The sequence below is a fragment of the Paenibacillus sp. 1182 genome, assembly GCF_017833915.1.
Lineage (GTDB): Bacteria > Bacillota > Bacilli > Paenibacillales > Paenibacillaceae > Paenibacillus > Paenibacillus polymyxa_D.
The window spans coordinates 114,435-134,123 of sequence record NZ_JAFICR010000011.1 but is presented as its reverse complement, the minus strand read 5'-3'; the positions used below and the strand labels follow the sequence as shown (position 1 = coordinate 134,123).

Annotated in this window: 15 protein-coding genes and 1 pseudogene; 8 read left to right on the top strand and 8 right to left on the bottom strand. The window is 47.0% G+C overall.

From position 1 onward, the window contains the following. Window positions 1-19: 19 nt before the first annotated feature. The 3 genes and pseudogenes from JOD82_RS21110 to JOD82_RS21095 form a co-directional block, all read left to right on the top strand. Window positions 20-474 (top strand): annotated as a pseudogene (locus tag JOD82_RS21110) (IS30 family transposase); the annotation flags it as partial. Window positions 475-969: 495 nt separating this feature from the next. Next, window positions 970-1,647, top strand: a complete 678-nt coding sequence (locus JOD82_RS21100) for an ABC transporter ATP-binding protein (protein WP_165149490.1) — start codon at window positions 970-972, stop codon at window positions 1,645-1,647. After that, window positions 1,644-4,184, top strand: a complete 2,541-nt coding sequence (locus JOD82_RS21095) for an ABC transporter permease (RefSeq protein WP_209949889.1) — start codon at window positions 1,644-1,646, stop codon at window positions 4,182-4,184. The genes JOD82_RS21100 and JOD82_RS21095 overlap by 4 nt, the downstream gene beginning before the upstream one ends. Before the next feature lie 111 nt (window positions 4,185-4,295). Here JOD82_RS21095 and JOD82_RS21090 read toward each other — a convergent pair whose 3' ends face one another. After that, on the bottom strand, window positions 4,296-4,826 hold the full coding sequence (locus JOD82_RS21090; RefSeq protein ID WP_029519285.1) for a GNAT family N-acetyltransferase: 531 nt from the start codon (window positions 4,824-4,826) through the stop codon (window positions 4,296-4,298). A 251-nt stretch (window positions 4,827-5,077) separates the two neighbouring features. Here JOD82_RS21090 and JOD82_RS21085 point away from each other — a divergent pair, with 251 nt between their 5' ends. Next, window positions 5,078-6,052 (top strand): ring-cleaving dioxygenase, encoded by a 975-nt coding sequence (locus JOD82_RS21085; RefSeq protein WP_209949888.1) that lies wholly within the window; start codon window positions 5,078-5,080, stop codon window positions 6,050-6,052. A 158-nt stretch (window positions 6,053-6,210) separates the two neighbouring features. Here JOD82_RS21085 and JOD82_RS21080 read toward each other — a convergent pair whose 3' ends face one another. The 4 genes from JOD82_RS21080 to JOD82_RS21065 form a co-directional block, all read right to left on the bottom strand. Beyond that, window positions 6,211-7,908, bottom strand: coding sequence for a M3 family oligoendopeptidase (locus JOD82_RS21080; protein ID WP_069011958.1), 1,698 nt, complete (start codon window positions 7,906-7,908; stop codon window positions 6,211-6,213). A 237-nt stretch (window positions 7,909-8,145) separates the two neighbouring features. Beyond that, window positions 8,146-8,955 (bottom strand): bifunctional hydroxymethylpyrimidine kinase/phosphomethylpyrimidine kinase, encoded by an 810-nt coding sequence (gene thiD / locus JOD82_RS21075; RefSeq protein WP_029519291.1) that lies wholly within the window; start codon window positions 8,953-8,955, stop codon window positions 8,146-8,148. A gap of 197 nt (window positions 8,956-9,152) precedes the next feature. Next, complete coding sequence (locus tag JOD82_RS21070; protein ID WP_069011956.1) at window positions 9,153-10,559, bottom strand: DNA-binding protein; 1,407 nt, start codon at window positions 10,557-10,559, stop codon at window positions 9,153-9,155. A 246-nt stretch (window positions 10,560-10,805) separates the two neighbouring features. Further along, window positions 10,806-12,716, bottom strand: a complete 1,911-nt coding sequence (locus JOD82_RS21065) for a bifunctional 2',3'-cyclic-nucleotide 2'-phosphodiesterase/3'-nucleotidase (protein ID WP_209949887.1) — start codon at window positions 12,714-12,716, stop codon at window positions 10,806-10,808. A 217-nt stretch (window positions 12,717-12,933) separates the two neighbouring features. Here JOD82_RS21065 and JOD82_RS21060 point away from each other — a divergent pair, with 217 nt between their 5' ends. The 4 genes from JOD82_RS21060 (at window position 12,934) to phnE (JOD82_RS21045) (ending at window position 16,451) form a co-directional block, all read left to right on the top strand. Next, window positions 12,934-13,902: a phosphate/phosphite/phosphonate ABC transporter substrate-binding protein gene (locus JOD82_RS21060; protein ID WP_025722520.1), complete on the top strand. Its 969-nt coding sequence runs from the start codon at window positions 12,934-12,936 to the stop codon at window positions 13,900-13,902. Between the two features lie 133 nt (window positions 13,903-14,035). Continuing rightward, complete coding sequence (gene phnC / locus JOD82_RS21055) at window positions 14,036-14,806, top strand: phosphonate ABC transporter ATP-binding protein (RefSeq protein ID WP_069011950.1); 771 nt, start codon at window positions 14,036-14,038, stop codon at window positions 14,804-14,806. Further along, window positions 14,803-15,657 carry a phosphonate ABC transporter, permease protein PhnE gene (phnE, locus tag JOD82_RS21050; protein ID WP_029519297.1) on the top strand — a complete coding sequence of 285 codons (855 nt, stop codon included), beginning with the start codon at window positions 14,803-14,805 and terminating at the stop codon, window positions 15,655-15,657. Before phnC ends, phnE (JOD82_RS21050) begins: the two co-directional genes overlap by 4 nt. Then, entirely contained in the window at window positions 15,654-16,451 is a 798-nt protein-coding gene (phnE, locus tag JOD82_RS21045) for a phosphonate ABC transporter, permease protein PhnE (protein WP_013312028.1), read from the top strand. The genes phnE (JOD82_RS21050) and phnE (JOD82_RS21045) overlap by 4 nt, the downstream gene beginning before the upstream one ends. Before the next feature lie 85 nt (window positions 16,452-16,536). Here phnE (JOD82_RS21045) and JOD82_RS21040 read toward each other — a convergent pair whose 3' ends face one another. From JOD82_RS21040 to cysT, 3 genes are all read right to left on the bottom strand, one after another. Beyond that, window positions 16,537-17,667 carry an aminotransferase class V-fold PLP-dependent enzyme gene (locus JOD82_RS21040; protein WP_069011949.1) on the bottom strand — a complete coding sequence of 377 codons (1,131 nt, stop codon included), beginning with the start codon at window positions 17,665-17,667 and terminating at the stop codon, window positions 16,537-16,539. A 162-nt stretch (window positions 17,668-17,829) separates the two neighbouring features. Then, on the bottom strand, window positions 17,830-18,705 hold the full coding sequence (gene cysW / locus JOD82_RS21035; protein WP_069011947.1) for a sulfate ABC transporter permease subunit CysW: 876 nt from the start codon (window positions 18,703-18,705) through the stop codon (window positions 17,830-17,832). 91 nt (window positions 18,706-18,796) lie between these two features. Continuing rightward, a complete protein-coding gene (gene cysT / locus JOD82_RS21030; RefSeq protein WP_069011945.1) occupies window positions 18,797-19,630 on the bottom strand; it encodes a sulfate ABC transporter permease subunit CysT in 834 nt (277 codons plus the stop codon). Window positions 19,631-19,689: the final 59 nt, after the last annotated feature.

The window sequence follows — 19,689 nt, the reverse complement described above, 5'->3', positions numbered from 1 at the left end:
TTTTGGCTGGGTCATTATCGTATGCTTTAAAACCATCTATCGCTGGCTATATATAGACCTTTTGGTGAAAGGCCTACTTACCGTCCTGCGACACAAAGGCAAGCCCATCTCCCAGCGTCCAAAAGAGGTACGGTCTCGGGAAACGTTCGGTCATTAGGAACTGGACACCGTCGTTTCAGTCCGTGGAGAAAGTAAGGCTGTGTGGCCACATTTGTGGAACGCAAAACCCGCTTGTACACCACCATTCAGATGCCGGATCGCACGGCGTTATCCATGGAGATTGCGTTTGGTATAGCTGCTTCCCCGTACCCTACTGCTGCATTCCAAACGGTAACCGCTGACCGCGGTAAAGAGTTTGCCTGCTATTCAAATTTGGAAGCCACTCATGATGTACAAATCTATTTCGCTGATCCGTATCCCTCCTGGCAACGGGACTCTAATGAAAACGCGAATGGCATTGCTACATCCTCCTTTACTCACAACTGCTTAGCGAATATGATTTGCTGGAGGATACTCCTCTTGTATAAAAGCTCTATCCACACAAGCCGAAAAACTTCATTTCCTTATACATGCATTGCTAAAGGGATCAAATACACAGAAACTGCCGGACACATGAACATTAAAGTGATGCGTACGATTTTTTGCCGAATTGATATTACCGATAATGGCATAGGCATTGTGGAAGAGGAATATGGTAAAATCTTCACGCGCTACTATCGCTCCCATACCGCTAATTCGTAGGAGGGTGTTGGCATTGGACTATTTTTAGCAAGAAAAAGAGCTCATGGTAGAAGGTGGTTACATCAAGATATGTTCACGCCGGGGTAGCTCACCTTTTCCATTTTTCTTTCCATAGGCAGGTTATTCTTTCAACATTGTTAGATTTCAGAAAGATTGTTGAAAGATTATTATGATACGGTCTGTATAGTATAGCAAGGAGATACAGACTATTTCTTGGAGGGAAACAAAATGACTTTATTAAAAACTCAGGCATTAAAGAAAAATTACGGTGATGGGGATACCGCTGTTCATGCCTTAGACGGCGTGAATCTAGAGGTGGAAAGCGGAGAATTTGTCGCTATTGTCGGTACGTCCGGGAGCGGCAAATCCACCCTTCTCCATATGCTGGGTGGACTTGATCGCCCAACCAGTGGAAACGTTACGATTGATGGTAAGGATATTTCTTCACTGAAAGACGAAGAATTGACTATTTTTCGCAGACGAAAGATTGGCTTCGTGTTTCAAAATTACAACCTGGTACCTGTCTTGAATGTCTACGAAAATATTGTGCTTCCTATTGAACTGGACGGTAAAGAACCCGACAAAACCCACGTAGATAAAATTGTACATACCTTGGGCCTTGACCATAAAATGAATAATCTGCCAAACAATCTTTCCGGTGGACAACAGCAACGTGTAGCCATTGCCAGAGCACTGGCAGCCAAGCCCGCCATTATCTTGGCAGATGAACCCACCGGAAATCTGGACAGTAAAACCAGTCTGGATGTGATGGGATTGATCAAAGTATCCAGCCAGCAGTTCCGCCAAACGATAGTGATGATCACCCACAACGAGGAAATTGCGCAAATGGCGGATCGTATCATCCGTATTGAGGACGGTAAAATTGTCGGCGGTGATACAAAATGATCAAGGTAAAGAACAAAAAAGTAATCCGTAATTTATCAGAGAAGAGCTTCAAAGTAAATAAAGCCCGTAACCTCTTTGCTATTGTTGCCATAGCACTAACCTCATTGCTATTTACAACACTGTTCACTATGGGGATTGGCGCTATAGAAAACTTACAACGGGCAACTATGCGACAGGTCGGTGGAGATGGACATGCCGTACTCAAATATATAACGGATGATGAATTTAATCATGTCAAGGATCATCCATTGATCAAGGAAATCGCTTATAACCGTATATTAAGCGACGGAGTTAAAAACGACAACTTCCTAAAACGCCGTACAGAGTTCTGGTATTACGATGATGTAGGGATGAAGCTCGGTTTTATTGAGCTTAAAGAGGGGCACAAGCCTGTCGCAGAAAATGAAGTGATTGCAGACTCCAAGACGTTGCAGCTATTGGATGTTCCACTGAAGATTGGAGCACCTTTGAGAATAAAGCTTAACATACGAGGTAAAGAAGTACAGCGTGATTTTGTCCTCTCTGGCTGGTGGAAAAGTGATCCTGTAGTTAAGGTAGGGCAAATATTCGCTTCTAAAGCCTATGTCGATGCTCATGCCAAGGAATTACAAAGCACCTATAAAAAGGATCACTTCTATACAGGAGTCATTTGTGCATATATGATGTTCGACAATAGTTTTGATTTGCGAGGAAAGCTCAATAAAGTGATTACCGAAAGTGGATATTCGCTTGACGAAGATGCACCGAACTATATCGCGAGTAATGTAAATTGGGCATACATCTCAACCAATTTTAGTCTAGATACAGAGACCATCATAGCGTTGACTTCTGCCCTGTTACTGATCATATTTACTGGTTATTTGATCATCTATAATATATTCCAAATATCGGTAATTCGAGATATCCGTTTTTATGGTCTTTTAAAGACGATCGGTACAAGCAGTAAACAAATTCGCAGGATCATCCGCAGACAAGCGCTGATTCTATCAGTTCTAGGAATCCCGATTGGATTGATTGCAGGTTTTTTTATTGGTAAATCGCTCGTGCCTTTTATTATAAATATGAGTAATTTTAACGGTACCGTGATATCGGTATCTCCCAACCCATGGATTTTTATCGGATCTGCTTTGTTCGCGCTCATTACCGTAATGATCAGCACTTTCAAGCCAGGCAGAGTTGCATCATCCGTATCACCGATAGAAGCAGTCAGATACACAAGTGGGGCAAACAAGAACAATGGTAAGCTGAAAAAATCAACCGGAGGTGCAAAAATCCACCTCATGGCTCGTTCCAACCTGGGGCGTAATAAAAAACGCACTATTTTAGTGGTGATTAGTCTTTCTTTAAGCTTGGTGCTTCTAAATACAGTTTTCACGCTGTCTCAGAGTTTTGATATGGATAAATTTTTATCCAAATTTAATGATACCGATTTTCTCATTGCCCATGCTGGATATTTCCAGGTCCCGAGCAGTTTTAGTGGGCATGAAAATGAAACCACTGAAAGTTTTATTAAGGCTGTACAGGCACAACCAGGCTTTGAAGAAGGCGGTCGATTGTACGGTAGTCCAACGGTTCTCACTGCTGAGAATACAAAAGGAATCACGGATGAAACCCAGAACACTGATGCTCGCGGCAACTTCCTTATAGAAGTGTATGGTCTTGAAGAGCTACCGCTACATCGGCTGCAATTGATTGATGGTGAGCTTGATTTTAAGAAACTAGCTTCCGGTAAGTATATCCTGGAAGGCGTCGAACTGGATGACAACGATAAGCCCTACATGAAATCCACTCATCATAAAGTAGGAGAAAACGTTACTTTGCATAGTTATGTGAGTACATCAGATGCTCCACCGGATAGAGAGTATATAACGCAAAAGTTTACAGTACTTGGCCATGTGGGTATCAAATATTCCAATTCGGATCGCTTTCAGAGTTATAGCTTCTACCTCCCGGCGAATATATACAAATCACTTGTAAAGCAGCCTGCGGTAATGAGCTATGCCTTTAATGTATCTTCAATTCAGGAAGCATCCATGCAGAGTTTTTTGAAGCGATACACTGAAACAATTGAACCAATGATGAGCTATGAATCTAAAATTACATCCAGAGATGCTTTATCAGGTATGCAAACTACTGTTATAATGATCGGCGGCCTGCTCAGCTTGATTATTGGCCTGATTGGTATCCTGAACTTTATTAATGCGATTTTAACCAGCATACTGACCCGACGCAAAGAATTTGCTATGCTGCAGAGCATAGGCATGACCAAACGGCAGCTGCGAGGAATGCTAATTTATGAAGGGTTATATTATGTTGGGGCTACTAGCCTAACCTCTATTCTATTGGCAGTCTTATTTTCTCTTTTGATTGTGAAACCGTTTTGCAGCTTGCTATGGCTTTTAAGCTATCACTTTATAATTTGGCCACTTCTAGTCTCATTGCCTTTACTGTTATTGCTTGGGATACTTATTCCAGCAGCAGTCTATTCTATGAACAACAAACAAAGTATTGTAGAGCGACTTCGAGGATCAGAGTAGATACACCTAACAATAAGAAAGCAAAATACCCATGCGCGTCAAAAAAGATGACTTCTGATCCATTCAGAGATCATCTTTTTATGCTTAGAAAGGTTCTTATTTGCAGAACAACTATCCCCGCCACTCTTCCCGTAAAAGCCCCATTCGGATCGAATCATAATACTCTCCATCATAATATCTGCACTTGCGAAGCCTGGCTTCGAGGGTCATGCCCAGTTTCTCCCCAACCTTCATCATCCGATGGTTTCCTGACCAGGTTGTAAAGCCCACTCTTACTAGAGGTAATGTATTAAACAAATGCGTGATCCACAGTCGAAGCACCCTCGTACCGTACCCACCGCTCCAATACCGCGAATCAAAGATACCTATCCCCATTTCAAGCCATTGGGAAGGCTGATGCTCCCAATAGTAGCTAACCGATCCAATGACCTTACCCTCCACTTCAATGATCCAAAAGTCATCTTGCCCGATTCGCTTTTCCTTCTCTTTTAAATACTCCTCAAAAGAAAGTGGCTTATGTTCATAATAAGGTGCATCCCACTGCTTCCATTCCGGTGCTTCTTCCTTAAAAGTTAACGTCCAAAGAGCCGGCAGGTCTTCTTCTGTAACAGGCCTAATCGTTAAATCCTTATCCGTATACATTGAGTACACTCCTTTTATAATAAAATTCGTTCTATCTATATTGGGCCTTATTGGGCTTTATTGTATCTGCTTTTGCATTATTTCGAAATTCTAGTTTTGTCCGATCTTCCAAGCAAAGTCATAATTTAAGTTGACAAACAATCAAAAATAATATATCTTAATATCAAGATAATAAATATAAAGAAAAGTTTTTCGACTGTTTATTTTGTTTAGAAAAACCTAATCATATAAAAACCAAGGAGGATAATGACATGAAACTATTAGGATTGCATCACGTTTCGGCGATTACAGCAGCAGCGGCTAAAAATGTTGATTTTTACACTCAGGTAATGGGACTTCGGTTGATCAAGAAAACGGTGAACCAAGATGATGTTAGTGTGTATCACCTTTTTTACGGAGATGAGCGTGGAACTGCGGGTACAGAAGTCACTTTCTTTGAAATTCCACATGCGGGACAAACTCGTACAGGAAATAACAGCATTTCAGCTCTCTCCCTACGGGTACCAAATGACAAGGCACTGGATTACTGGAAAAACCGCTTCGAGCAGCTGGATGTAAAACATGGCGAAATTACGGATCAAGCGGGGCGCCTGGCACTTTCGTTTGAGGATTTTGAAGGACAACGCTTCTTCCTCGTTTCAGATGAGCATGATCACGGAATGCGCGGCGGCACGCCTTGGGAGAAAAGCCCTGTCCCTGCCGAATACGGCATTGTAGGACTTGGGCCGGTTCATCTGACCATTCCCAAAGCGGAGAATACTATTCTCATCCTTGAACAGGTTATGGGCTTCCGTAAAAAGGGCTCCTATCCTTCCCCTGTTGCTGGACAAGCGGATGTGGTCATCTATGAAACGGGTGAAGGCGGTACAGGAACTGAGGTGCATCTGGAAGAGCGCAACGATCTGCCACAAGAGCGACCAGGACGCGGCAGTGTGCACCATGTAGCTTTCCGTGTTGAAACCGAGGAAGAGCTCAAACAATGGGTAGACCGTATTGGGCAGCTGCAGATTTCCAACTCTGGTTTTGTAGATCGCTTTTATTTCCGTTCCTTGTACTTCCGTGAGCCGAACGGCATTCTGTTTGAATTGGCTACCGATGGACCGGGGTTTGACACCGATGAGGAATTGGAGTTTCTGGGCGAATCCCTATCACTGCCTCCATTTTTGGAGTCGCGCCGTGCTTCGATTGAGGCTAATCTCAAACCACTCAACACCAAACAAGAATAAGGTATATTTGCTCTAAAATCACACAAAGCCGGGACTCCTACATCATGTAGAGGTTCCCGGCTTTTTTTCGTGCAACCGTCCTGCTTTCACCTAAAAAAACATGTCATCTGCAAGCTTTTCAGCTTTAACTGGTAAGCGAAATGCCCTTTTTAGTTAGCTTACAGCTTTTTATCATCCACACTGTTCAGCCATGCTTCGATTTCTCCGATTACTGAGGCAATGCAACCATCTTGGAATGGCGAGATGAGTCCAGCCAGCTCAACCAATCCGGTAAAGGATCGACTTCCCCCAGCACGACACAGCTTCAAATAATCTTCCCACGCTGCTGTCCGGTCGATACTCATGCGTTTCCAGAATTGGAACGCGCACAGTTGCGCGAGTGTATAGTCAATGTAGTAGAACGGAGATTGGAAAATATGCCCCTGTTTGTGCCAGAATCCGCCCTGCTCGAGATATTCGTTGCCTTCATAATCCAGATGCGGTTTATACTTACGTTCAATGGAGCGCCATGCGCTTTTACGTTCGGCTGGGGTCCAATCCGGATGTTCGTATACGGCATGCTGGAATTCATCCACGGCTACGCCGTAAGGCACGAACAGCAACGATGAAGATAGATGTTCAAAGTGATATTTGTCCGTATCTTCCTCGAAGAACAGATTCATCCAGGGCCATGCGAAAAACTCCATACTCATAGAGTGGATCTCAGCCGCCTCCATGGTTGGCCAATGGTACTCGGGAATTTCAAAATGTCGGCTTTCATAGACCTGGAAGGCATGACCTGCTTCATGCGTCAATACGTCGATATCACCGGACGTACCATTGAAATTGGAGAAAATAAACGGCGTGCCATATTCGCTCAAAAATGTACAATAGCCTCCACTTTGTTTTCCCTTTTTGCTGATCAAATCCATTAATCCACGTTCGATCATAAAGCTGAAAAATTCATGTGTTTCCGCTGAAAGCTCCTCATACATACGTGCTCCATTACGAATGATCCACTCCGGGTCACCTTTTGGCGTAGGATTGCCTGACAAGAAGTTGAAGCCTTCGTCGTAATAGCGAAGCTGATCTACTCCAATCCGTTCGCGCTGGCGCTCCTTCAGCTTGGTTGCCAAAGGAACGATGTGCTTCAGCACCTGCTCGCGGAAATTGGCTACCATCTCGGCATTGTAATCTGTACGTCCTAAGCGGGCATAGCCCAATTCTACGAAGTTGTCATAGCCCAGCTTGTGTGCCATGCGCGTACGTACCTTGACCAATTCATCATAAATTCGATCCAGCTCGTCCTCATGCTCACTCATAAATTGATATTTAGCCTCGGAGGCCTGTTTGCGTGTCTCCCGGTTGGTAGCCATTTCAAATGGCAGGAGCTGTGACAATGTGCGTTCTTCCCCCTCGAACGGGATCTTCGCTGAAGCAATCAATTGAGCATATTCCGAGGTCAGCTTATTCTCCTGCTGCAAATCCTCAATAATATCCGGATGGAACGACTTGAGGGCTACCTCGGCAATACTGAAAAGCTGGCTGCCCCATTGATTCTCCAACTCGTTGCGGAATGGAGAATCCACCAATGCCCGGTAGTAATCGGTTACATACTCCTGAATAACCGGCATGAAATCATCAGCGTACTCTTGCTCCGCTTTGTAAAAGGCGTCCTCCGTATTAATGGAGTGCCGAACTTCCACCAATTGCAATTGCGTTTCCACATTACTGCGTAGCTTATTAATCGCATGAATCACTTCATTTTGACGTTCTACGCTGTCCGCTTCACGAAACTGCTGCAACAGCGTTTTAAACCGCTGTTCAATTTCAGGTTGCTCTGGTCGGCTGTAAGCCATTTGGCTGAATAATGTCATTGCTTCGGTTCCTCCTTAAATGTAATAAATCTGATGCCTATTATACAGTACGATTAGACCAAACTGGAAGCCGAAATTCCAATAAAATACAACCTCAAAAGCCGCAATACTATGTATTGCGGCTTTTGAGCCTAATCTAACTTATATATCATAGATGTCGCTGCCTAAAGCAACCTAAATATATATACAGCCTGGTGGGGATTTATAAGTCTCCCTAATGTCGCAGACCTTCATGCTTTATTGGTTTTGCAAACGATGTGCCGCATGCAGGGTTGGACCGACGAATTCATTCAGCTTGAAGCTACCTTCAATGGCCTGTGTAATGAATTTCTTGGCCTGATCCACTGCTTCACGTACAGTCAGCCCTTGTGCCAAACCAGCCGTTACCGCTGCCGAAGTGGTGCAGCCTGCACCGTGGGTAAAGTTTGTTTTTACAACATCGGCTTCAAACCAGTCAAAAGTGATTCCGTCATATAGCAGATCCATCGCTTTACCTGCACGAATTTTGCCACGGTCCTTGATCAGTACATGCTTAGCTCCACGCTCATGGATAATCGCAGCCGCTTCCTGCATCTGCTCCAGTGTCGTGATCGGTCCATTCTTCGCCAGTTGCGAAGCCTCGAACAAGTTCGGTGTTACCAGGTCAGCGCCAGGGATCAACAATTCCAGCATCGCTTCTGTATTTTCCGGCTGAAGCACTTCATCCGTGCCTTTGCAGACCATGACCGGGTCAATTACGATCCGCTTCAGATCATGCTTTTTCAAATGGCTGGCTACCAGCTCGATAATTTCAACGGAACCAAGCATGCCGGTTTTCATCGCATCAAAGCCGATACCTTCCAATACAGTACGCAGCTGCGCTTCTACCACATCCAACGCAACAGGATATACAAGATGGTCCCAGGTTTTAGGCCCCATCGCTACTACGGTTGTCAATACGGTCATACCATATACGCCAAGCTCCTGAAAGGTTTTCAGGTCTGCCTGAATACCCGCTCCACCGCTTGTGTCGGAGCCGGCTATCGTTAATGTTTTGGGAATCGTCATTTGTTCATGCTCTCCTTCACTTTCTGTGCTGCATTTATCCTAATCCCGCTTGCGAAACTTGTCAACGCGCAAAACGATCCTCTCTATGCTAAAAGTCACAAGCGACGGCAGCAGCTAAAAAACGAGAACATCCCCTTTTGAAACGGGAATATCCTCGCAATAACGTGTTATATGAAGAATTTGAATGAAATTTAGAATTATAAATATCCGCCGGTACTGTGATCATAGGCATGATTCTTTTCATTTGCACGTACGCCCAGGCATAGGCTTTGATACAATTGCTGCTGTTCCGGTGTAGCAAAATTCCGATGCTGCTCAAATAAAGCCATACAACCAATGATATGTTCGGTATAGCTATTATCAACAGACAGTTGCAAGCAATGCAGTGTTTGTCCCACTCCCTCGGGGTAATCGCCTTTTCGGAAATAATATTCTGCAAACACCTTACAAAAGGATGCAAAACGAAATGCATTAAAGTGCTTGCGATAATGAGTATCCCATCGTTCCGGTGCAAGCTCCCAGAAGTTCTTGAGTTGCTGACTAAACAGTCCCAGTTCGGCATCCACGAAATAACCGAACCGGTTCGCCGATTCGAGCAAGGTGTTCAAGCCTTCCAATGTCTCATCCGGATGCTCGCGCAGATAAGTAATATATTCATAGATTGCAGAAGTGTTGCCCATTTTAATTTCAATACAAAGTCGGTTGCCCTGTGCATATACACGATGCAGGTTGACCACTTTCCAGCCTTCTTCGTCTAAACCCTCAAACCAGCTCAAATCTGCATAACCTTCAATCCATTGCTTGGATTCCTCATATCTACCCTGAAACTCATAGCAACTGGCCTTGAGCAGATGCCCCTGAGCATAGTAATAAACGAGCGGCTTAAGCAGCTCCAGGTGCTCATCTCCGAAACGGTTCCGATTGCGATACAATGCCTGCGCCAGCTCTCTTAGCTCGTCCGCATACATTTCCATCTCGGACCATTGCATTTTTAAAGCAAACACTTGAGATAGCATATGTAAGCCTTCCAATGCGTAAATTTCCGGTAGACGACTACGGTACAAATGGAATTGTACAGCAGCCTTCAAGTTCCGTTGGTTATCCTTAATCTGAATCTGGAATATACGGAAATAGCTGATCGCCAATCGTTCAGAGTGGGTATACTTCTCACTTTCGATGACACAATCATACAGAAGCATGGAAGCTTCATATCTGCCATCCTCAAACATCGCTTCTGCGGTCTCAAAAATGGCAGGAACGTTCGATAAATCGTCCATCAAATAGCCAAGTACACTGCGTATACACTCCAGCTTGTTCAACTCTGAACAACGCAGGAGAAACGGACGCAACCTCCTCCAGTGCGGCAAGGAATGAATAAAACATTCATCAACATACATCTCGAACAAAGATCCTTCTTCCAATCCCATGGCCTCGGTAATCAGATCAAGCTGATTGACTGAGATCGGCCGTGGCGGGTTCCGATTAAGTATACCGCTAAGTGTACCCGGATTTACCTTGGAAGCATCTGCAAAACATTGCATTGAAATGCCTTCAGTTTGAATATACTTTTCTATTTCTGCGCGGATCGTGGTGTTTTTTTCCAAAGGGACACCCCCTCAAACGAATGATGGTGACTTTTTCATTACCTTTTAAACCAAAATTTGTTTAATCAAAGTATATGTCTATTTATACGAGAGGTCAATAACTTTAAACACGACTCAGGACATATAAAATCACGAGTTTTGTACGATTTTAAATCTGTTTTATGAAAAAAGACCGTCCTCTGAGGGACAGTCTATTTCTATTATTTTGATGCTGTGGACTTATAGGACAAAAACTAGTTAGCAGTTCTACCGTGAACGTCCGAAATCGACGGCAAACTTAGCGTACCCTTCTACCGTTAACCCTTCATAAAGCAACTCCGAATAGGCATTAGCGGCATCCGTTGCTTGCGGCGAGGTCAGGAACGTCACATGCGGACGCCCTGACCATGGGGCGAGGGACCAATGGCCGTCAGCTTTTGGCGTCAACGTCTCCATATGCCGCACGTATTCGGTCAGCACATGACGATTCTCATCCGGTGAAGCAAGTATAATTCGCTCTCCACCCGGATTGACCAGCGCAGAGGAAAACGCGCGATAGTTATTCGTAACAACCAGATAATTTCGCTGCATATCCATCGGTTCGCCATCAAAAGACATCTGAATGATTCTGTGTGCATCTGGGTCCTTTAGGCCCCCGTCAGCATCATATCTGGCTGGCTGTGTTACATCAATCTGATACCTGATGCCGTCGATGATATCGAAATTAAAGCTTGGAAAATCAGAATTAATCAGCCCTTGCTCTTGTTCTGCTGAAGGATCAATTTGCCGGAATTGACCAGCAGACCACTCCAGCCATTCCCGAATTTCCGTTCCGGTCAGTCGAACGACATGCAGCGTATTCGGAAAATTGTACAGATCGGCGATATGCTTGATCGCCAACGTCCCCGCCGGAATATCGGTATAGTACGTTGGGCCATATCTGCCGCCTGTTTTAAAAGGAGCTGCTGCCGACAGAACGGGCAATCCTTCGTACTCGCTCCCTTGCATCTGCTGCTTCGCATACCACATTTGCGCATCATTCACGAGCTGAACCGAAGCATCATCCATCACCTGAGCAAAAAAGCTGTTCACCGCCACCGTCGTCTGACCTACAGGTGCACGAATATACTCCAGTGTTCCGGCGTGCTCTTCTGCTACCGACTGCTGAATGGCAGTATCCGGTTGTACTAGCGCCTCCTTGCGTATCGGATCATACACCGTTCGGACCTCGGCAGCAGATGCAACCACCTGCCACTTTCCTCCACTAAAGGTCAGCTCCAGATCAATGATACCCAGATGATCCCCCCAAAAGCCCGGCTCCACGGCTGGAATATCATGGATGGCACCTCGCTCTAGATCAACACCTGTTTTCCCCATAAACGAAGGTCCAGGGAATACTTTATGGGCATGACCAAACACAATGGCGTCGATCCCTTCCACCCTGCTCAGATGCAGCACCGCATTCTCCATATAAGGTGTTTCGAGAATATCTTCGAAGCCAGCATGGGGCATGGCAATGATCAGATCGGCTCCCGCCGCCTTCATTTGCGGAATAAACCGTCTTGCCGTTTCCAGCATATCTTTGACAATGATTTTCCCCTCCAGCCACGCCTTGTCCCATTGCATAATTTGCGGAGGGACAAAGCCGATGACCCCCACCTTCAATAGATGCTTACTGCCTGCTTCATCCTCTACCGTCTTATCCAGCAATAGATAAGGTGTAAAATAATTTCGTTCTTGTTCTCCTGCTATATAAATGTTGGCATTCACATAAGGAAATTTCGCTCCTTGAAGGCAAGTCTGCAAATATTCCAGTCCATAGTTAAATTCATGATTCCCGATATTGCCCACCTCGTACCCAAGCAGATTCATGGCTTTATAGGCGGGATGCACCGCGCTTGGGTCTTGTTGAAGACGTTGTACAGCATAATCCCCCATCGGATTCCCTTGAATCACATCTCCGTTATCCAGCAGCAGGTGATTGGGCACCTCTGCCCGGGCCGTTTGAATCAGGCTGGCAGTTTGCGCCAGACCGTAATGCAGCGTTTCCTGATCTGTATAATAGTCATAATTCCACAAGCTGACATGCAGATCGGTTGTAACCATAATGCGGAACTTCACCCTCACAGGACCTACATTTTCATGGCCTGCCTTTTCGTTAATATCCAAAATATCCAATCTTGTTCTCTCCCTCAGCTTCGGTCATAGAGCTTGAACAAGTCTAACAGAGCACTGTTAAGAGAATGTTAATATGATAAATTTTACATCATTTTTACCAAAGTCAGGAGCGGTTTTTACCCTAGCAGCGGGACTAGCTGTTAAGATTTGGTTTGTCACAGCATTTACAGGTTTTTAATTTTATTTTCGTTATTACTATGTTTAGGGGGAAATTATTTTGTTCAAAAAAGCACTGACCTTGTGCATGACCTTCACACTGGCAGCGGGTCTAGCCGCTTGTGGCTCCAATGCAAGCAATAACAACAGCGCGTCCACTCCGGGTACAGATGGCTCTAAAAACGAAAGCACAGCCTATGTTCCTAAAGAGTTAAAGGTACAGTTCGTTCCTTCTCAAAATGCAGATACGCTCGAAGCCAAAGCCAAACCGCTCGAAAATCTACTGGGTGACAAGCTTGGAATCCCGGTGAAAGTAACCGTATCTCCTGACTACAATACGATTGTGGAAGCCATGTCTTCCAAACAGGTAGATGTAGGATTCCTTCCGCCGAATGCTTATGTACTGGCCCACGATAACCGTAAAGCAGCCGACTTGCTGTTGCAAGCTCAACGCTACGGAATTGAAGATGCCACAGGCAAGGACACGACTGAAAAAGTGAACTTTTATAAAGCCATGATCGTGGTGAAAAAGGATTCTCCGATTCAAAGCCTAGCTGATCTGAAAGGCAAGAAGGTTGGCTGGCAAAATGTAACCTCCTCCGCAGGCTACGTATACCCTGCAGCAGAGCTGAAAAAAGCTGGCGTGGACCCGGACACGGATGTACAGGGTGTGACAATCAAAGGCCATGATGCTGCTATTCTGGCGTTGCTGAACGGTCAGGTTGATGCGGTAGCTGTTTTCCAGGATGCACGTAACACGGTGAAGAAGGAAATCCCGGATGTATTTGAAAAAACTCGCGTCATTCATTACACAGCTAAAATTCCAAATGACACCGTCAGCGTACGTTCTGATATGGATCAAGCGTGGAGAGACAAGATCAGCCAAGCCTTTATTGACATTGCCAAAGACCCAGCAGGCGGCGAAATCATTAAAGAGATTTACACCCATGTAGGTTATGAAAAGGGCGACGATAAAAACTTCGACTCCGTGCGTGAATACGCCGAAGCTGTTGGTCAAGCGGTTAAGTAACCGGAGCAAGCAAGGTACTGTAATGAAGTAACAGCTACGAAACAGGCTTTACGAATGACAGGGCAGCACCGTCCATGTATTCATGGCGGTGTTGTTTTCATTCCACCCCATCGGGGGAGAAAGTTGGGAGCATATGATCGAATTCCGTAACGTATCGAAAACATACCCGAACGGCACCAAAGGGTTGAACAATATTAATTTGACGATTCAGGAGGGAGAAATGGTCGTCATCGTCGGCTTATCCGGTGCAGGTAAGTCTACCCTGCTGCGTTCCATTAACCGACTGCATGACATTACGTCCGGCGATATTGTCGTGGGTGGCAGGTCCGTCACGTCTGCTGGAAGCAGCGAGCTGCGGCGCATTCGCCGTGACATCGGCATGATCTTTCAAAGTTTCAATCTGGTTAAGCGTTCGACGGTGCTCCGCAATGTACTTTCCGGCCGTGTCGGCTATCATTCGACGCTGCGAACCATTCTCGGCCTCTTCCCGAAGGAGGATATCGAACTGGCACTAACAGCGCTGGAGCGCGTGAACATCCGCGAAAAAGCCTACAGCCGGGCAGATGAACTGTCCGGTGGCCAACAGCAGCGCGTATCCATCGCCCGCGCTCTGGCGCAAGAGGCTAAAATCATTCTGGCGGACGAGCCTGTCGCGTCGCTGGATCCGCTGACCACCCGCCAGGTGATGGATGACCTCCAGCGGATCAACCGTGAAATGCAGATTACGACCATCGTCAATCTGCATTTCATTGATCTCGCGCGCGAATATGCAACGCGGATCATCGGATTGCGCGCCGGAGAAGTGGTCTTTGACGGCACACCGAAGGAGGCTACGGATGAGGCCTTTGCGGAGATCTACGGCCGGGCCATCAAGCATGATGAGCTGCTGGGAGTGGGATCATGAAGCCCGACTCTACTGCCCAGCCGCTCTCTTCGACGCAACCGTCACCGCATGCTGGACCGCCGCAGCCAAGTAAGCCGCCCGCAGGGCCACCTTTGCCAGGACGCTATAAGCGTTACGCCACCTGGATGATCTTTATCGTAGTGCTGGTAGCCTGCTCCATTCATACGGATGCCACGCCTTACCAATTGATCGTTGGCTTACCGGAGATGGGCAAATTGCTGGAGGAAATGTTTCCTCCTGATTGGAGTTACTTGCCTACCATCTGGAAACCGATGCTGGAAACGATCCAGATCGCTATTGTCGGCACGACACTGGGAGCCATATTGGCGATCCCTGTCGCGTTGCTGTGTGCCTATAATGTAATGCCGCGCAAGCTGATTTCGCTGCCGATGCGCACGATCCTGAATCTAGTACGGACGATTCCCGATTTGCTGTTCGCCTCGATCTTTGTGGCGGTATTCGGCATCGGGCCGTTTGCAGGGATGCTCGCCCTGCTCTTCTTCTCCTTTGGCATTATAGCCAAGCTGACCTTTGAGGCGATTGAAGCCATTGATCCCGGACCACTGGAGGCCATGACTGCTGTTGGGGCGAGCCGCATCCAAGTCATCGCCTTTGGTGTGGTTCCGCAGGCTCTGCCTTATTTTGTGTCGTACTTGCTGTATACCTTTGAGGTCAATGTGCGCGCGGCTTCCGTTCTGGGCCTGGTTGGCGCTGGCGGTATCGGTCTGTTGCTTGACCGTTCTCTGGGGCTGTTCCGATATGATCGGGCAAGCATCATTATTCTACTGACCCTCGTCATCGTCCTTGCGATTGATTACGGCAGTAACCTGCTACGGAGGAAATTATTATGAATGATCCTACGCTTCGCAGACCTATTGGCTCCCGCCTGCGCCTATGGGCGATAGCTATTCTGCTAATCATCATTTATATTTGGGCTTTTCGCGGGATGCAGTTTGAAGGATTACAGGGAACGGCCAAAAGTGTCTCTGTCGCTATATTGGACGGCTTCCTTCATCCCGACTGGTCGTTCGTCTACATTCCTGAGGGAGAGGATTTACTGCGCGGGTTACTGGATACGCTGGTCATTTCAGTGCTCGGAACCTTCGTGTCCGCATTTGTCTGTCTTCCGTTCGCCTTTTGGGCGTCCAGCAATATGACCCGTCTGCGTCCCTTGTCAGGTAGCGGAAAATTTGTGCTTAGTGTCATCCGGGTATTTCCCGAAATGATCGTCGCCATCTTGTTTATCAAAGCCGTTGGACCCGGTTCATTTGCGGGTGTGCTTGCCCTCGGCATTCACTCCATAGGCATGCTGGCGAAGCTTTTCTCGGAAACGATCGAAAGTGTCGATCACGGGCCCCAGGAAGCTTTGATCGCGTGCGGTGCCAACCGTTGGCAGGTGATTTTCTTCGCCGTGCTACCGCAGGTGATTCCACAGTTTCTTTCGTATTCGCTTTATCGTTTTGAAATTAACATCCGTTCCGCTACCACGCTCGGTCTGGTCGGTGCAGGCGGTATCGGTACTCCACTACTATTTGCACTCCAAATGCGCAACTGGAACCGTGTAGGCGTTATCTTGCTCGGTATTGTAGTCCTGATCATTTTGACGGATCTGATTTCCGGCTGGCTGCGCAAACGGATCGTATAATTAGAATTCTAAACACCCAAAAAGCCTCTCCTGTGTAAAAAGGGACACGTTATGCTCCCATTCACTCGGAAGAGGCTTTTGCCGTTCAACATCTCTCTGCCAATTCATCTATGATCCGTCGGACTTCCTCTGCCGTATTGTAAAAATGCGGAGCCACACGGATAACATCCTTTCGTGCTGAAACGATCATATTTTGGCTTCTCAATCGCCTCTCTACAGCCGACACGTCGGCTACTTCAACAGCGAGCAGGCTTGGTAATGTGCCTCCCCTGTAAGGTACACGTATGTGTAACCCTTTGCGCCGTCCATGTTCAACGGAAAAATCCAACAACTCACTCATATAGGCCTGAATACTCGTGACTCCAATCTCCAGCAGCAGCTTTAAGGCCGCATTGGCGGCAAAAATGCTAATGAAAGAAGGCAATCCCGTCTCAAAGCGTCGGGCTCCCGCCGCCGGAACCGGGTGAGCAATATCAAACCGGGAAGCGGGCTCCTGCCCAAGCCAGCCCGTAAGACGGGGCTTGAAGCGGTCTATTCGATCCTTGCTTACATAAAGAAAAGCCACGCCCGGAATTCCAAGCATATATTTGCGTGCTCCAGCGACCAGAATATCTACGCCCATTGCCTTTACATCCACTGGAATAATCCCTACAGACTGATAGGCATCCACAAACAGCAACGCCTGATTTCGGTGAGCTATATCTGCAATGGATTTTAAATCCTGCTGAAATCCGTTGGTATAGTTCACTTGTGACACCATAACGAGCGCAGTTTTCTCCGTAACATGCTCCTCATACTGTTCTATTATCACTTCTCCCTCGATGGAGGGGATACAACAGATGTGATCACGGAACATCTCCTGTGCCTGCCAGATGTGTCCCACTGTTGGGAAGTCGGTGTCCGCATACACAATGCCTTCTTTTCCCGATACATAAGGAAGGGCTGTGGCCACCCCGGCAATCGCCTCAGAGGCTGAGGATAGGACCGCAATTTCGTCAGGCTCCGCCCCAATGAGCTTGGCAAAATGCCCTCTGACCTCCTCCAAACGTGCCATAGACAGCTCGCCGTTATGACCGTGTTGCAGCAAACTTCGATGATATTCCTCAATGGCAGCGGAAACCGGCCTCGATACGGCCCCTTGGGAACAGCTCCCTACATGGATATGTGAGGACAGCACTGGAAACAGCTGACGGTAGGACTGAAACGGATGTTTCATTTTTCCCTTCGCTCCTCCTGGGCACACCAACGTGCCTTGATATGATCATTTTATTATCCATATCAGCCACCTTAGAACAAGGGCCTCTCTTCCCATCTTCTCGCCGTTAACAGACGATAGATGCAAAGAGAGGCCCTGAGGGATCATATACAAAATCATAAATTAATGCACGCGTTTGCGTCCAAACCAGCTTTTAAGCACCAAGGTTGCCAGAGCAAGTAACAATAATAACGAGGCCACCGCAAAAGATGCCGAGAACTGATATTCGTTATACAAAATTTCCACATGCAGCGGCAGTGTGTTCGTCTCTCCCCGGATATGTCCAGAGACAACGGAGACCGCACCAAACTCACCCATGGCTCGTGCATTACACAAAATGATGCCATACAGCAGACCCCACTTGATGTTCGGCAGCGTCACTTTCCAGAAAATACGCCAACCGCGCGCGCCCAGCGTGACCGCTGCTTCTTCCTCTTGCTGTCCCTGATCTTCCATCATTGGAATGAGTTCTCGCGCCACAAATGGAAAGGTGATGAACAGCGTCGCTAAAATAATACCAGGCAAAGCAAATATAATTTTAATATCATGCTCGTCCAGCCACGGTCCAAGCCAGCCCTGTGCACCAAACACTAATACATACATCAGTCCTCCGACGACAGGAGAGATGGCAAAGGGTAAATCAATCAAGGTGACCAGCAAGCCTTTGCCGCGAAATTGAAATTTCGTGATCAGCCAAGCGGCAGCTACACCAAATACCGTATTCAGCGGTACAGTGATCGCTGCCACCAGCAGCGTCAACCGCAATGCAGACATGGCATCTGGGTCTCGTAGCGCTTCGACGTATACGCCCCATCCTTGCTTGAGCGCTTCGGTAAGCACGACGATTAGCGGCAATACCAGTACCCAGAGCAAAGCTAAAAAAGCAGCACCAATCAGCGTCCACTTCACCCAAGGGGCTTCGGTTGTGACCCTGTTGGGCGGTGCAGATGAAGGCACTGGTGCAGAAGCAAGCTCCTGCCCAGTTATTGCTTGTGACATGGTGTATCCCTCCTTAGAACGCGGGTATTATGCGCAGCCCTGCATATTAACGTTAAACAATTATATTAACAGTTGCGTTTAGGCAGTTACGTTAAACTGCACGGCGCCGTGACCAGCGCTGAATGCTGTTAATCACGAATAACAGCACGAATGAAATCACCAACAGCATCAATGCTACCGCCGTAGCTCCTGCATAGTCATTTTGCTCCAGCTTGGACATTATGAGCAGTGGAGCAATTTCCGTCTTCATCGGCATATTGCCAGAAATGAAGACGACAGAGCCGTACTCGCCAATGCCACGGGCAAAGGCGAGCGCAAAACCCGTCAGCAGCGGTGGTACCAGCTCCGGCACAATAACGCTGCAGAAGATACGCCATCTGCCAGCTCCCAGCGTAGCAGCGACCTCCTCCTCGTCCTTGTCCAGTTCCTCCAGCACCGGCTGAACTGTCCGTACGACAAACGGAATGCCAATAAACATCAATGCTAGCGTAATCCCCGTCTGTGAGTACGCCATCCTCCATCCAAGCGGTTCGAACAACGAACCGATCCAGCCGTTCTGCGCATATAGGGCAGTTAGAGCAACCCCCGCTACCGCAGTAGGCAAAGCAAAGGGCAGATCAATCATCGCATCAAAAATTCGTTTCCCCGGAAATTCATAACGCACCAGCACCCAGGCTATCAATAAACCGAGAAACAGGTCGATCAGCGCCGCAGCCGCGGCACACAAAAAGCTAACCTTGTAGGAAGCCAGCACCCTGACATCAGTCGCCACGTCCCAAAATTTCTCCCACGTCAGTCCAGTTGAATTCAGAAGCAGTGCCGATAAAGGCACCAGCACCACCAGACTGAGATACAGCACACTATAACCCATTGTTAACCCGAACCCGGGAAGTACGCGTTTTCGAGTGGCTTGCACTTGACTCATGTTCTGTCCATCCCTCTCTGAATTCATTCACTATGACACTCGCGGCTACCAATCCAATC

Excerpts from the sequence above, each read along its gene's own strand:
- phnE (WP_013312028.1), top strand. The coding sequence starts at position 15,654 with ATGAATGATCCTACGCTTCGCAGACCTATTGGCTCCCGCCTGCGCCTA.
- JOD82_RS21090 (WP_029519285.1), bottom strand. The coding sequence starts at position 4,826 with ATGTATACGGATAAGGATTTAACGATTAGGCCTGTTACAGAAGAAGAC.
- cysW (WP_069011947.1), bottom strand. The coding sequence starts at position 18,705 with ATGTCACAAGCAATAACTGGGCAGGAGCTTGCTTCTGCACCAGTGCCT.
- JOD82_RS21100 (WP_165149490.1), top strand. The coding sequence starts at position 970 with ATGACTTTATTAAAAACTCAGGCATTAAAGAAAAATTACGGTGATGGG.
- JOD82_RS21085 (WP_209949888.1), top strand. The coding sequence starts at position 5,078 with ATGAAACTATTAGGATTGCATCACGTTTCGGCGATTACAGCAGCAGCG.
- phnC (WP_069011950.1), top strand. The coding sequence starts at position 14,036 with ATGATCGAATTCCGTAACGTATCGAAAACATACCCGAACGGCACCAAA.
- cysT (WP_069011945.1), bottom strand. The coding sequence starts at position 19,630 with ATGAGTCAAGTGCAAGCCACTCGAAAACGCGTACTTCCCGGGTTCGGG.
- thiD (WP_029519291.1), bottom strand. The coding sequence starts at position 8,955 with ATGACGATTCCCAAAACATTAACGATAGCCGGCTCCGACACAAGCGGT.
- phnE (WP_029519297.1), top strand. The coding sequence starts at position 14,803 with ATGAAGCCCGACTCTACTGCCCAGCCGCTCTCTTCGACGCAACCGTCA.
- JOD82_RS21040 (WP_069011949.1), bottom strand. The coding sequence starts at position 17,667 with ATGAAACATCCGTTTCAGTCCTACCGTCAGCTGTTTCCAGTGCTGTCC.
- JOD82_RS21080 (WP_069011958.1), bottom strand. The coding sequence starts at position 7,908 with ATGACATTATTCAGCCAAATGGCTTACAGCCGACCAGAGCAACCTGAA.
- JOD82_RS21095 (WP_209949889.1), top strand. The coding sequence starts at position 1,644 with ATGATCAAGGTAAAGAACAAAAAAGTAATCCGTAATTTATCAGAGAAG.